Raw genomic sequence first — 13,266 nt, forward strand, 5'->3', positions numbered from 1 at the left:
GAGCACCAGCATGCCGGCGCCTTCACCGATCACCAATCCATCGCGTCCCTTGTCGTAAGGGCGCGGGCTGGTCTGCGGCGCATCGTTTTTCAGGCTGGTGGCGTAGAGCGCGTCGAAGACCATCGCTTCGGTCGGGCACAGTTCTTCGGCGCCACCAGCGAGCATCAATGGCAGGCGGCCGAACTTGATGGCCTCGTAGGCATAGCCGATGCCATGGCTGCCGCTGGTGCAGGCGCTGGACGTGGGGATCAGCCGTCCAGTCAGGCCGAAGAAGATGCTGATGTTGGCCGCCGTGGTGTGGGGCATCATCCGCACGTAGGAATTGGCGTTCAGCCCTTCGGCCACGCTGTTGAGCAGCATGTTGCCGAAGGCCTTGATCTCGTCGGTGCTGCCGGTGGACGAGCCGCAGGACACGCCCATGCGGCCATCCTTGATCGACGGATCGCCCAGCAGGCCGGCGTCGGCCAGGGCCTGTTCCGCCGAGGCCACGGCCAGGCGCGAGACCCGGCCCATGCTGCGCAGTTGCTTGCGCGTCCAGTGGACCGGGACCTGGAAGTTGTCGATGGGGCCGGCCAGGCGGGTGTTCAGCTCGGTGAAACGGTCCCATTCATCCATGCGCCGGATGCCGGTGCGGTTGGCGGCGAAGTTGGCGGCGATGGTCTCCCAGTCGCTGCCGATGGAGGTGATACCGGCCATGCCGGTGACGACGACGCGCTTCATCAGCACAAGCCTCCGTTGACGGCCAGGACCTGCCGAGTGATGTAGCCGGCTTCGGCGGACATCAGGAAATTCACCGCGCCGGCGACTTCTTCCGGGGTGCCCATGCGCTGGGCGGGGATCATCTTCATCAATTCTTCCACGGGTACGTTTTCATCGAGCATGGCGGTGTCGATCAAGCCCGGCGCGACGCAGTTGACGGTGATCTTGCGCTTGCCCAGTTCGATGGCCAATGCCTTGGCCGCGCCGATCAGGCCGGCTTTCGAGGCGCTGTAATTGACTTGGCCACGGTTGCCGATCAGGCCGGACACTGACGTGATACAGACGATTCGTCCAGCGGCGCGGCGGCGGATCATCGGCATCATCACCGGGTGCAGCACGTTATAGAAGCCGTCGAGGTTGGTGCGCAGCACACTGTCCCAGTCGTCTTCGCTCAGGGCCGGGAAGGCGCCGTCGCGGGTCAGGCCGGCGTTGAGCACCACGCCGTAATAGGCGCCGTGGGTTTGCACATCCGCCTCGAGAGCGGCTTTGCAGGCGGCGCGGTCGGAGACGTCGAATTGCAGGACACGGGCGTTGCGGCCCAGGGCCAGGACTTCTGCCTGGACCGCTTCGGCCTCGGCGCGACCGCTGCGGCAATGCAAGACGATGTCATGCCCGGCCTGGGCCAGGCGCAAGGCGATGGCGCGGCCGATGCCACGGCTGGAGCCGGTAACCAGTACGGATTCAGTCATGGCTGGGTTCCTGTTGCAGAGGTTTCATTGAGGTACTGGGCGGCATGGGGTGGACGGAATACGTTCAGTCGCGCGGTGGCGTGGATGCCCGGCGCGTGGATGTGGCATTCGAACACACCCATGCCGTTGTCGTCTTCCAGGGAGCGAACGCCGTGGATGGCCAGTTCGGTGCCCACCGGGAAATGTTCGACGTTGCATTCGAACTTGCGGGTCCCGAGCAGGAAGCCCAGCTCCACGGCATCGCCGCGCTGGCGGGCGTGGCAACCGGCGAACGCCGCGACGCTCTGGGCCATCAGCTCGATGCCGACCCAGGCCGGCAGCGCGCCGTCGTCCAGGTTGAACAAACCGCCTGGCTTGACCGTGGCGACGGTATGGATCTGCTCGTCATCGAAGGTCACGATCCGGTCGATAAGGATCATGTCCCCTGCGTGGGGCAGCAGTTCGGCGAGCGGCCAGTCAATCATTGGGCGTCTCCGATAATCAGGCTGACGTTGTTGCCGCCGAAGGCAAACGAGTTGCTCATCAGGCGACGGGGGTGGGTCGGGTTCAGGCGGGCGCGGCTATCGATCCAGTTCAGCGCCGGCAGTTCGGGGTCGGGCTGGCCGTCCCAGACATGGGGTGGCAGGGCATGGCCGGGATTGTCCGCGCTCAGTGCCAGCCAGCAGAAGGCCGCTTCCAACGCGCCTGCCGCGCCGAGGGTGTGACCGGTCATCGGCTTGGTGGACGAGCAGGGCACGCCCGCTGGAAACAGTCCGGCCACCGCGTGGCTTTCCATGGCGTCGTTATGCTGCGTGGCGGTGCCGTGCAGGTTCAGGTAATCGATCTGGCTGGCGTCCAGGCCTGCGCAGCGCAAGGCTTTTTCCATTGCCTGGCGGGCGCCGCGACCGCTGGGTTCCGGCGCGGAAATGTGGTGCGCGTCGGAGCTGGCGCCGTCACCGAGCAGGGCGATCGAGTGACCGTCGCCTGGCGTCTTGCTCATGAGAAACAGCACCGCCGCCTCGCCGATGTTGATGCCGCTGCGGTTCACCGAAAACGGATTGCAACGCTCGTTCGACACCGCTTCCAGCGCAGAGAAACCGTTAAGGGTCAGTTTGCACAGGCTGTCGACGCCACCGCACAGCACGGCGTCGCACAACCCCAGGTCCAGCAGGCGACGGGCGCTCATCAAGGCCCGCGCGCTGGAGGTGCAAGCGGTCGAGATCACGTAGGAGGGGCCGCTCAGGCCAAGCCAGTCGGAGAGGAAATTGGCCGGCGCGCTGAGTTCCTGTTGTTGGTAATCGTAGCCTTCGGGGAATCGCTGCTCGCGCAGATAATGCGCGATGCCCTGGCTGGCCTCGTCGATGCCCGAGGTGCTGGTGCCCAGGACGATGCCGATGCGTGCGCGACCGTAGGCCTGGATGGCGCGGTCGATCTCGGGGCGAATCTGCAATCCGGCTTCAAGCAATAGCTGATTGTTGCGGCTGCGTTGGGCCGCGAGGGCTTCCGGGATCTGGGCGAGTTCACCCGCTACCGAAGCCACCGGCAATGCCCGTTCGGCGACCCAGCCGGCCTCGCTGCGCACGCCCGAGCAGTCGCCGGCGAACAGGTTGCGCGCGACGTTCTGTTTGTCCCGGCCCAGGGCGCAGATCACCCCGAGGGCGTTCAGATAAGCAGTCATTGGGCACTCTCGGTCAACGGCGTGATGCGGTAATGCGGGCCTTGGGGCAAGCGCAGCTCAAACTCCAGCGGTTGCTGGTAACGCACCTGCCAGCGGCTCTCGAGCGCTCGTTCGACGCCGTGTTGCCGGGCGGTGGGGTAGTTGCCGGCCAGCTCCGTTTCCGGGGTCAGGGCGAACAACAGCGCCGCGAACAGTTCCCGGGCCTCGGCATTGGGCGGCAGCAGGCCGTCGGCCCGCCACTGGCCATCGGCCAGGCGCTGGCGGGCGACGGGAATGCCCAGCGGGTCCATCATCGACCAGCGGATGCCGGTGTTTTCACGCTGGATCACCAACAGCCAATCCTGGCGCTGGCCGGCCAGTTGCCGCTCGATGTGCAATTGCAGCGGCAGCGCGAGGGTCGGCGTGCGTTCGGGCAGCGGCGGGTGGCTGGCGCAGGCGCTGAGCAACAGCAGGCAGCCGATCAACAGGCAGCGGATCATCCTGTGGCCCCTTCGAGCGGCTTGCGCGCCACCACGTTGACCAGGGTTTCCTCGCGCTCGCCAAACGGCTTGGGCCGACGCAGGCCCCAGCGTTCCAGCAGGCCGAAGTCCTTGGCGCGGCTCCACCACAGGTACGGGTAGGAGACGTTGCGGTCTTCGAACTGGAACCCTTGGTCGCGGATCATCGCCAGGTACTGCGCGGCGCTTTTCTGCACGTGCATCGGATGACGGAACAGCCAGCGGATTACCCAGGTGTCGATGTAGGCCTCGGTGGATTCGGCGAACATCAAATAACCGCCGGGCTTGAGCACGCGATAGAACTCGGCGAGAGCTTTTTCCTGTTCCACCAAATGGTGAAAGGTCTGGTGGCAGAACAGCAAGTCAACGCTCGCATCGGGCACCGCCAAGGTCGCGCAATCGCTGCCGATCAGCTCCACGGCCATGCCCTGGCGAGCCGCTTCCTCGGCGCTCAGGTCCAGGCTGTGGGGATCGGCGTCCACGCCAATCAGGCGTTGCGGCGCGAATGCCTGGCGCAGGTACTGGAATGACTTGCCCTGGCCGCAACCGGCGTCCAGCAACACTGGGTTGGATGGCGGCGCAGCGCTGAACAGGCCGCGCAGGTCGTTGATCGCCACGCGCAGCACATGGTGTTGCCAGGTGTGGCTGCGCAGGAACCAGAAACCGAAGCGGGTTTCCTCGACGTAGCTGTCGCTCAGGTAGCTCATGTTTGCTGACTCGGCGCCGGACTCGCGCAGATTTCCGAGAGCATGCGCAGGCGCCGCTTGGGTTCGCTGACAAATGGGTTGCGTTGATCCCAGGCGTAGCCGGCGAGGATCGAACTGATCATGCGGCGGATGTCGTCGGAGCCTTCGGTGTAGAAAATCACATCCTGGAAGGTCCCCGCGTACCAGCCTTCGACGTAACAGCGGAAGGTGTCGACGCCGCGTTTCAATGGCTCGGCGAATTCGCTCTGCCAATCCACCGGCTCGCCTTGCAACTGCCGATGCAGCACGTCGGCGGCCATGCTCGCCGAACGCATGGCGATGGTCACGCCGGATGAGAACACCGGGTCGAGGAATTCCGCAGCGTTGCCCAGCAGGGCGAAGCCAGGGCCGTGCAGGGTCTTGACGTTGGCCGAGTAGCCACCGATGGTCCGCGCCGGGGTGTCCCACACGGCATTTTCCAGTACACCGGCCAGGCTTGGGGTTTCGTCAATGAAGCCGCGCAGGCAGGCGTCGAGGTCATCGGTGCGACCCTCGAAATGTTCCTCTGCCGCCACTACGCCTACGGAGCAACGCCCGCCGCTGAAGGGGATGGTCCAGAACCATACGTCGCGCTTCGTCGGATGGGTGGTGATGAGGATCTTCTCGCGATCGAAGGTCGGGCTGTCGATGCGATCCTCGACGTGGGTGAACACCGCTTGGCGCACCGGGAAATTCGACGGTGCCTCAAGGTCCAGCAGGCGCGGCAAGACCCGGCCGTAGCCGCTGGCGTCGAGGACGAAGTCGGCCTCGACCCGATACTCGCTGCCGTCTTCGCGTTGCACGCCCAGTTGCGGCTTGGCGAGGGAGAAATCAACGTTGGCGATGGCCTGGCCGTAGCGGATCTCCACACCTTGCATGGCCGCCTGGTCGGCGAGCAACTTGTCGAAGTCGGCGCGCTGGACCTGGAACGTGGTGGGCTTGCCTTCGCTGAAAGTGTCGCCGAAATCGAAAGCGCTGTAGCGCTCGCCCCAGGAGAACGCGGCACCGTTCTTGCGCTGGAACCCGGCGGCGTTGACCGCGTCGAGCATGCCGGCTTCTTCGACGAAGTCCAGGCAATGGGACAACAGGCTTTCGCCGATGGAGAACCGCGGGAAATGCTGGCGCTCGATGACCAGCACATCGTGGCCCTTGCGCTTGAGCAGCGCGGCGGCGATGGCGCCGGAAGGCCCCGCTCCGATGACGACAACCTGTCGACGTTCCATTTCAACTGTTGACACGGGGGCTCCTGGCCGGGACGGCAATCGAGGGTATACGGTGAAAACCGGCCACGGCCGGCAGTAATGTGGCGATCAACCCCATCAGCATCAGCGCAAAATACAGTGCCGGGCTGATGAGGGTTTGTTGCAGCAGCAGGTTGAGGAAGACGATTTCACTCAAGCCGCGAATATTCAGCAAGACACTTTCCCGCCAGCGACTGGCGCCGGCGAACGAAGCGCCGGCCCAACCCAGCCCCAGCCAGTTGCCCAGCAGTTTGCTGGCAATCGGCAACAGCAGCAACGCCACGAGCTGGACCCAGCCGAGGCTGTCCATGACGCTGTGCACATTGATCTGCACGATACCGAACGTCAGGATCAACGGGATCGCCAGATAGGTCTGCAACCTGTTCATCCACTCGGTGCCGAGGGGCAATACCAGTGGCACCTTGAGCGCGGCCATGCACAGCAGGTAGCCGATGCCGGTGATGAGTGCATTCAGTCGGTAGTGTTCGGCCACCACCAGCAGCGCAAAGAACATGCCGCTGTGCAGCAACGGTTGGCGCAGGCCCAGCAGTCGCAGCAGCAATGGAATGCAGGCACCGACCAACGGCAGCAACAGGCTGCCCAGGTGCAGGCTGCCCTGGGCCAGGGCGAACAGGCTCCAGCAGATCAGGTCGATCAGGATTGCGGTCTGTACCAGTCGGCGGGTGGCGGCGGGCGGGTAGGCGATGTGGCGCAGATACAGGTAGAGCACCGGGATCGCCGTGATCGAAAACAACAGCCCCACCGCCAGCGAGCTGATCCATGGCTGGGGCGGTAGCAGCCAGGTTGCGGTGGCCAAGCCGCAGGCGAACGGTACGCCAAAGCTCGGCAGGGCGATCTTCACGCTTTGGCGGTCCAGGCGCAGGTCGATCACATCGCTGAGGATGTGCCCCAACAATAAGGCGAAGGCGAGGCTGTAGAGATTCTTCAACCATACGGGCGAGACCAGTTGCGCGCCGTTGAGGTGCCAACCCGGTTCGATCCAGAAATACATCAGCAACGGCAGGCCGAACGTTGCCAGTAGCAATTGGCTCACGATCGGGATCAGTCCGAAGCGGCGCCCAGCCAGCGTCGCCACGGCAAACAGCGCCAGGGCCATGAGCCAGAACAGCAGCGTCATCATTGGACCGGCTCCGCAGCACGGTCCGCATGGGCTTGCCGACCGGCCCATGGTGCGAGCAGGAAGCTGAACGTCAATCCGAGGCTGACCGCCAGGCCGAAATTGCTCACCGCCGGCGTGCTCGACAGCGCCAGCAGGCCGAACGACAGCCAGGTGGTGATCGCCGCCAGCAGCGTGCCCAGCAGACTCACAGCGGCTCCGCCAATCTGTTCACGCATCAGGATGGCGTAATCAACGCCGATGGCGGTCACCAGCAACAGGCCGAACAGGCTGAACAGTGTCAGCGGCTGACCCAGCCAGCCCAGGCTCGCCAGGCTGCACAGCGCGGCCAGCAGCGGCAGGGCGACGATGCGCAAGGCACCGCCGACGCCGAATGGCCAGATCAGCACCAGGACGATCAACACGCAGGAGGCCAGCTTCAGCTCGGCGGCGCTGACCTGCGTGGCGGCAAACACCCGGTTCAGGTCACCCAGGCGATCCACTAATTGAACCCCGGGCAGGTCCACCGCCTGGACCCTCAGCAACGCGGCATCGTTCAAGCCTTGCAGACTGACCACCGCCGCCACGCCTTGTGCCGTCTGGCCGAGCCAGAGCGGGCGATAGGGTTCGGCCAGCGGGCCGGTCAGCGCGGCGTCGATGTCAGTCACTGGCAGTGTCTGCAATTGCTTCAGTTCGGCTTGCAACGCGGCGACCGGCACGCCCACGTCCAGCAGCGGTTGCCAGAACGCCGGCAGCCGGCCCAGGGCTTCGCGAACCTTCTGTTGCTCGGCGGGCGGGCTGACCAATTGATTGAGGGACAGGTAGCCCTGGAGTTTTTCCAGGCCGATCAACTGGTCGAGCCGCTCATTGAGGGCGGTCTGGCGTTCGAGCAGTTGCCCTTGGTCGGCGGCACGGATCAGGAAGAACTGACTGGTGGGTTGGAAACCGGTGATCCGTGCGATGTCGCGGGCTTCGTCGGTCAGGTGCTGGGGCGTGCCGATCCACTGGCGGATATCGTTTTTCGTGGTCAGATGCCAAAGGCCGCCCGCACAGAAGGTCAGCAACAGGGCCAGCAAAATTGGCGTGCGCACGCGGGCCAATAGCGCTTGGCGGCACTTGAGCAGGTTTTCGCAGAACTGCAGCGGCCACTGGGCGGGACGCAGGTCGGCCTTCTTCAGCAACGCCGGCAGCAGGCAGACCGCACTCAGGTAGGCGCCCACCAACCCAGCGGCGGAAAAGATCGCGATCTGGGTCAGGGCCGGAAACGGCGTCCAGGCCAACGCCAGGTAACCGATGCACGTGGTCGCCAGGCTCAGGCTCAGCCCCGGCAGGGTGATGCGCAGGGCCGGCCAGCTGCGCCAAGGCTTGAGGCTCCAACTCTTGGACAGATAGTGCAGCGGGTAATCCACTGCTACGCCGATCAGGCTCGATCCCAGGATCAGGGTCATGATGTGCATGCGTCCGAACAGCGCCACGCACGCCACCGCGCCGAACAACATGCCCACCAGCACCGGCACGAACGCCAGCCAGACGACCAGGCGCCGGAACGCCAGCAACAGCAGCAGCAAAATGCCGACGGTCGCGCCGCCGCCGACCCAGGTGATCTCCCGCGATGCCTGTTGTTGCCCGCTGGCCGCGTACAGCAGGCCGCTGGCGGCCAGCAATTGTCCTTGGGCCTGGCTCGCCTGGTCGCGGCTGCGTTGCACCCATTCGGCCACCTGCAACGGCAGATTCATGTCGAACGCATTGCCCTGGGTACGCGCCCGCAGCATGACCCAGTGCTTGCCGTCGGCTTCGGCGACCAGCGCACCGCTGCCCACGTCCAATTGTATGGCGCCGCGTTGTGGCTGGCTGTTCTGGATACGCCCGGTCAGGCCGAGCCAGTCGTCCTGGCTTGGCACCAGGCTGAAGCCGCTGAACGGGTCGAACAGGGCCTGTACCCGTTGCTGGATAAAGGCCTGTGGCTGTTCGATCAACTGTTGCCGGTCCGTTGCCGACAGCATGGCCAGTCGGCCATCGAGCAATTGCTTGCGCAGCGCTGGCAGGTCGGCCTGGAGCGTCCACTGGACTTTGTCGAACAGGCCGCTGGCCTGCCATTGCTCGCCGAGGGTTTGCGCCAGGGCGATGGCTTGCTGGCGATCGGCGTGGCCGACCAGGACCAGCACTTCGCGGTTCAGCGGTTCTTGCATGCGTTGTTCAGCGATGAGTTCCAGTGCATCCGGCGATGTGCCCGGCGCCAGTTCCATCAGGTTCGCTGACAGCGGCGCTCCGTTGCGCCATTGCCAACCGGCGAGCGCCAGCACCGCCAGCAGCAGGATCAGGAACAGCCGCGGCAGCCTCTGTTCACTCGGCAAAGTCATGTTGCTCCGCTTCGCTCAAGGGCTGCGCGCTGGTGGTGTCCTGCATTCGCAGCACGGTGCTGTCGCCCTGGGTTTCCAGCAGTTCGATGCGCTGGACCAATTCGTCGCCGTTGATGTTGATCTGGTTGAAAACCTGCTTGAGCAGCACCGAGCGCGGGGTCAGGGTGAGCGTCCACTGTTGCGGCTCGCCCGACAGGTTCAGTTCGAAGTCCCGCTGCAAGCCACTGCTGTCGCCCTGCAATACCGCCAGGAACAACCGGTTCTGCTCGGCGCCGGCACTCTTGTTCGGCAGCATCTGCCAGGCATTGCCGTCCCGTCGCGCGATGCCCTGGGCGGTGATGCGGTAATCCTGTTGCAACGGCGTCTGCAGCAACCACAGCAGGCCGTGGTTTTTCGCCAGCACGAAGCGGCCCTTGCTGGTGAGGGGCTGGGGCAGGGCGCGCAGATGTTTTTCCTGGATGAACTGGCCATGGATCACGTCCGGACGGGCCAGCTGGTCACTCAATTGCTGCAGATCGAACGCCTGGGCCAGCGGCGACAGGCTGCACAGCAGCAGCCAAGTGAACAGGCGCTTCATGACAGTTTCCTCTCGACGGCTTCGACAAACACCCGTGGCGAGGCCAGCAGCATCTCGCGAGTGGCCATGTCCACCGCCACTTGCACGGAGCTGGCACGGGTGAAGCGTTCGCCGGTTACGGCGTCACTGATCAGGTAGTTGATCTTCAGCCGGTTTTCCCACTCCACCAGACTGGCGCGCACGGTCAGGGTCTGGCCGAACACGGCACCGCGTACGTAGCGCAACTGCAAGTCGATCACCGGCCACGCATGCCCGGATTCAAGCATGTCGTTGTAGTTGTGGCCGATCAGGTCGAGCAGGGCGCAGCGCGCCACTTCGAGGTATTTGACGTAGTGGCCATGCCAGACCACGTTCATCGAATCGACGTCGAAAAACGGCACCACGATTTGGGTGTCGACGTGCAGAACGCCTTGGCTACGCATGCAGCCCCCAGTGTTGTTCGGCGATGCGTTGCAGGCACAGGCGCAGTTCGCCTTCCAGGGCGCGGTCTTCGATGACCGGCGGGAAGTCCTCGGCCAGTTGTTGGTGCATGGCGGCGAGGGCCGGCGGCAGCGGTCGCGCGTCTTCGGCGCGGCTGCGCAGCCACACGCCCTGGTTGGCGGCCAGCAAGGTGGCGGCGGCGACTTGCTCGGTCAGTTCCAGCACGCGGATCGCATCCCGGGCGGCGATGGTGCCCATGCTCACCTTGTCCTGGTTGTGGCACTCGGTGGAGCGCGAGAACACGCTGGCCGGCATGGTGTTTTTCAGGGCTTCGGCGGTCCAGGCGCTGGTGCCGATCTGCACGGCCTTGAAGCCGTGGTTGAGCATCGCCCGCTCGGCACTGGCGCCGGACAGGTTGCTCGGCAGGCCATGGTTGTAGCGCTCGTCCACCAGCAGGGCGAGCTGACGGTCCAGCAGATCGGCGACGTTGGCCACCAGGTTCTTCAGGCTGTCCATGGCGAAGGCGATATGCCCGCCGTAGAAGTGTCCGCCATGGAGCACGCGCTCGGCTTCGGCGTCGATGATCGGGTTGTCGTTGGCGCTGTTGAGTTCGGTTTCGATGAACCCGCGCAGCCAGCCCAGGCTGTCGGCCAACACGCCGAGCACATGGGGGGCGCAGCGCAGGGAATAGCGATCCTGCAGGCGATGCAATGGCGCGGTCGGCGCGTCGATCGCCAGGTCCTTGCGCAGCCACGCGGCGACTTGCATCTGCCCCGGGTGTGGCTTGGCGGCGAACAGGCGCTCGTCGAAGTGCTCCGGGTTGCCTTGCAGGGCGACAACGTTCAGCGCGGTGATGCGGGTCGCCAGTTGCAGCAGGTAGTTGGCGCGGGCGAAGGCCAGGCAGGCGAGGCCGGTCATCACGGCGGTGCCGTTCATCAGCGCCAGGGCCTCCTTGGGCCGCAGCACCAGCGGGGTCCAGCCCAGTTCGCGATGGACGTCGGCAGCCGACCGACGTTCGCTACGGAACATGACGTCCCGTTCACCGGACAACGTGGCGGCGACGTAGGACAGCGGCGTCAAGTCGCCGCTGGCGCCCACCGAGCCTTCTTCCGGGATCAGCGGCAGGATGTCATGTTCGAGAAACGCCTGGAGCCGTTCCAGCAACTCCACCCGCACCCCCGACACGCCGTGGCACAGCGACTGCAGGCGCGCCGCCAGCACCGCACGGGTCGCCTGGGCGTCGAGCAGTTTGCCGAGGCCGCAGCCATGGAAGGTGTAGAGGTGACGTGGCAGGGCTTCGACGTGGTGCAACGGCACGGCCACCACGCAGGAATCACCGTAGCCGGTGGTCACGCCGTAGATGACGCCTTCCTTGTCCAGCAGGGAATCGAGGAATTGCGCACCCTTGGCGATGCGCTGGCGGAACGCCGGGTCATCCTGCAACTGCGTCGGTGCCTGGTGGTTGGCCAGGGCCAATACATCTTCAATGCGCAGGGGGCGTTCGCCGAAGGTTACCGGCTCAAGAGTGGGCATCGTCATCGGTCTTCCAGAAAGGGTAAAAGTTGAACCACTGTTGCGGGCCCTGGAGGCAGTACTGCGCCAGGCGCTCGGCATAGCGAGCGGCCCAGTGGGCGATCACTTGTTCGCGGTCGTTGCGCTTCCATGCCACCGCATCGGCGAAGGGTTCGAGGGTGACGCGATAACGTCCCTCGTGCTTGAGGCACATCAGCAGATTGACCGGGCATTTCAGCAGCCCGGCCAGCAGCCAGGGGCCTTGCGGGAATGCGGCCGGGTAGCCCATGAAGTCCACGGTCACGCTGCGCCCGCCATGCAGCGGCACGCGGTCGCCCGCGATCGCCAGCCACTCGCCGCGCTCCAGGCGCTCGCTCAGTTGCAGCATGATCACCGGATCCAGCTCGCTGACCTGGATCAGTCGCAGGTGCGTGGCGCCGGCCTCGCCCAACAGACGGTTGAACTGCTCGGCGTGCTTGGTGTGCACCAGCACGTTCATGGTGACCTTTTCGCCCAGTTCGGCCAGGGCCCGGCACATTTCCAGGTTGCCCAGGTGCGCGCCCACCAGCATCTGCCCGCGTGTGTCGCGCAGGTGATTGCGCAGCAAGGCCGTGTCGACGATTTCGATCTGCTCGATGCTCAGCTTGCCATTCCAGACGTCGAGCTTGTCCAGCAGGGAATCGGCAAAAGCCATGAACTGGCCGAAGACGCGCCGGTGGGACGGGCGCAATTCGGGGCGGCCGCTCCAGTCGGCGAGGCGCTGCTGGTATTGCCAGGCTGCCTGGCGGGCGCTGCGACCGAACACGAAGAAGTACAAGACGATGCCGTACAGGACCGGGGTCAGCAGCCGGCGGCCCAACACCTTGGCGGCAACCGCCGTGAGTTTCATCAGCCAGAAACTGCCGCGTTCCTGGCGGTCCGCCCAGTGCTGTTTGTCTGTGCTCATCGGCGCCACCGTTGCCAGAGAATCATCGGCAAGCGCACCAGCATGCCGAAGAACAACCGGGTGTGCATCCGGGAAATCAGCACGTTGTCGTGGAACAGGCGAAAGTGCGAAACGCCGTCCAACGGGTAATGCACGCGGGTATGCAGCCAGCGCATCGGCTGGTTGCGCCAGGCCAGGCGCACGAGGATGTCGGAATCGAAATCCATGCGCTTGCCGATGTTTGCCGAGTCGATCAGTGCCAGGGTGGGTGCCAGCGGATAGACCCGGAAGCCACACATCGAGTCGCGGATCTGCAGCGACAGGCTGTTGATCCAGACCATGACGTGAGTCAGGTAGCGCGCGTACAGGCGGCCTTTCGGCACGCTGGCGTCGTACAGGGGGTAGCCGCAGATCAGCGCGTCGGGGTGGGCACGGGATTGCTCGATGAAGCTGCGCACGTCGCCAAGGTCGTGCTGCCCGTCGGCGTCGACCTGCAAGGCGTGGCTGAAACCCAGGCGCGAGGCTTCGCGCAGGCCGGTCATTACGGCGCCGCCCTTGCCCTGGTTGATGGCCAGCCGGACCAGGTGAACCCGCTCGTTTTCCGCCAACTGTTCAAGCACCGCCGCGCAGGCCGGGCTGCTGGCGTCGTCCACCAGCACGCAAGGCAAGCCGTTGCCGAGCAACGTCTGGACCACCGTCGCAACGGCGGTTTCGTGGTTGTAGACCGGGATGACGGCGCAGGGGTTATGCATGGGCTCTACCCCTGTGGCGAAGGTATTCTCTGTGG

The 13,266-nt window shown here is 65.0% G+C and carries 14 protein-coding genes; all 14 read right to left on the reverse strand.

Translation table 11 applies throughout. The annotated features are described in order from the left end of the window. On the reverse strand, window positions 1–720 hold a 720-nt coding region (locus tag OC610_RS10650; protein ID WP_269807953.1), incomplete at its 3' end, for a beta-ketoacyl synthase N-terminal-like domain-containing protein. Next, window positions 720–1,448, reverse strand: a complete 729-nt coding sequence (gene fabG, locus OC610_RS10655) for a 3-oxoacyl-ACP reductase FabG (protein ID WP_264427747.1) — start codon at window positions 1,446–1,448, stop codon at window positions 720–722. The genes fabG and OC610_RS10650, both read right to left, overlap by 1 nt. Beyond that, a complete protein-coding gene (locus OC610_RS10660) occupies window positions 1,445–1,912 on the reverse strand; it encodes a hotdog family protein (RefSeq protein WP_030140965.1) in 468 nt (155 codons plus the stop codon). Before OC610_RS10660 ends, fabG begins: the two co-directional genes overlap by 4 nt. Next, the gene (locus OC610_RS10665) at window positions 1,909–3,105 is read right to left on the reverse strand and encodes a beta-ketoacyl-[acyl-carrier-protein] synthase family protein (RefSeq protein WP_264427748.1); all 1,197 of its coding nucleotides are present in this window, start codon (window positions 3,103–3,105) and stop codon (window positions 1,909–1,911) included. Before OC610_RS10665 ends, OC610_RS10660 begins: the two co-directional genes overlap by 4 nt. After that, window positions 3,102–3,584 carry a DUF3261 domain-containing protein gene (locus OC610_RS10670; RefSeq protein ID WP_264427749.1) on the reverse strand — a complete coding sequence of 161 codons (483 nt, stop codon included), beginning with the start codon at window positions 3,582–3,584 and terminating at the stop codon, window positions 3,102–3,104. Before OC610_RS10670 ends, OC610_RS10665 begins: the two co-directional genes overlap by 4 nt. Next, window positions 3,581–4,309 (reverse strand): class I SAM-dependent methyltransferase, encoded by a 729-nt coding sequence (locus OC610_RS10675; RefSeq protein WP_030140962.1) that lies wholly within the window; start codon window positions 4,307–4,309, stop codon window positions 3,581–3,583. The genes OC610_RS10670 and OC610_RS10675 overlap by 4 nt, the downstream gene beginning before the upstream one ends. Then, complete coding sequence (locus OC610_RS10680) at window positions 4,306–5,565, reverse strand: NAD(P)/FAD-dependent oxidoreductase (protein WP_264427750.1); 1,260 nt, start codon at window positions 5,563–5,565, stop codon at window positions 4,306–4,308. The genes OC610_RS10675 and OC610_RS10680 overlap by 4 nt, the downstream gene beginning before the upstream one ends. Next, window positions 5,552–6,709, reverse strand: coding sequence for a cation:proton antiporter (locus tag OC610_RS10685; protein WP_264427751.1), 1,158 nt, complete (start codon window positions 6,707–6,709; stop codon window positions 5,552–5,554). Before OC610_RS10685 ends, OC610_RS10680 begins: the two co-directional genes overlap by 14 nt. Then, complete coding sequence (locus OC610_RS10690) at window positions 6,706–9,045, reverse strand: MMPL family transporter (protein WP_264427752.1); 2,340 nt, start codon at window positions 9,043–9,045, stop codon at window positions 6,706–6,708. The genes OC610_RS10685 and OC610_RS10690 overlap by 4 nt, the downstream gene beginning before the upstream one ends. Then, on the reverse strand, window positions 9,029–9,622 hold the full coding sequence (locus tag OC610_RS10695) for an outer membrane lipoprotein carrier protein LolA (RefSeq protein WP_264427753.1): 594 nt from the start codon (window positions 9,620–9,622) through the stop codon (window positions 9,029–9,031). The genes OC610_RS10690 and OC610_RS10695 overlap by 17 nt, the downstream gene beginning before the upstream one ends. Then, complete coding sequence (locus OC610_RS10700) at window positions 9,619–10,044, reverse strand: acyl-CoA thioesterase (protein ID WP_264427754.1); 426 nt, start codon at window positions 10,042–10,044, stop codon at window positions 9,619–9,621. Before OC610_RS10700 ends, OC610_RS10695 begins: the two co-directional genes overlap by 4 nt. Continuing rightward, window positions 10,037–11,581 carry an HAL/PAL/TAL family ammonia-lyase gene (locus OC610_RS10705; RefSeq protein ID WP_264427755.1) on the reverse strand — a complete coding sequence of 515 codons (1,545 nt, stop codon included), beginning with the start codon at window positions 11,579–11,581 and terminating at the stop codon, window positions 10,037–10,039. The genes OC610_RS10700 and OC610_RS10705 overlap by 8 nt, the downstream gene beginning before the upstream one ends. Then, window positions 11,562–12,500: an LpxL/LpxP family acyltransferase gene (locus tag OC610_RS10710; protein ID WP_264427756.1), complete on the reverse strand. Its 939-nt coding sequence runs from the start codon at window positions 12,498–12,500 to the stop codon at window positions 11,562–11,564. The genes OC610_RS10705 and OC610_RS10710 overlap by 20 nt, the downstream gene beginning before the upstream one ends. Beyond that, a complete protein-coding gene (locus tag OC610_RS10715) occupies window positions 12,497–13,231 on the reverse strand; it encodes a glycosyltransferase family 2 protein (RefSeq protein ID WP_264427757.1) in 735 nt (244 codons plus the stop codon). Before OC610_RS10715 ends, OC610_RS10710 begins: the two co-directional genes overlap by 4 nt. Window positions 13,232–13,266 lie beyond the last annotated feature (35 nt).

The organism is Pseudomonas agronomica (assembly GCF_025917275.1).
GTDB classification, from domain to species: Bacteria; Pseudomonadota; Gammaproteobacteria; order Pseudomonadales; family Pseudomonadaceae; genus Aquipseudomonas; species Aquipseudomonas agronomica.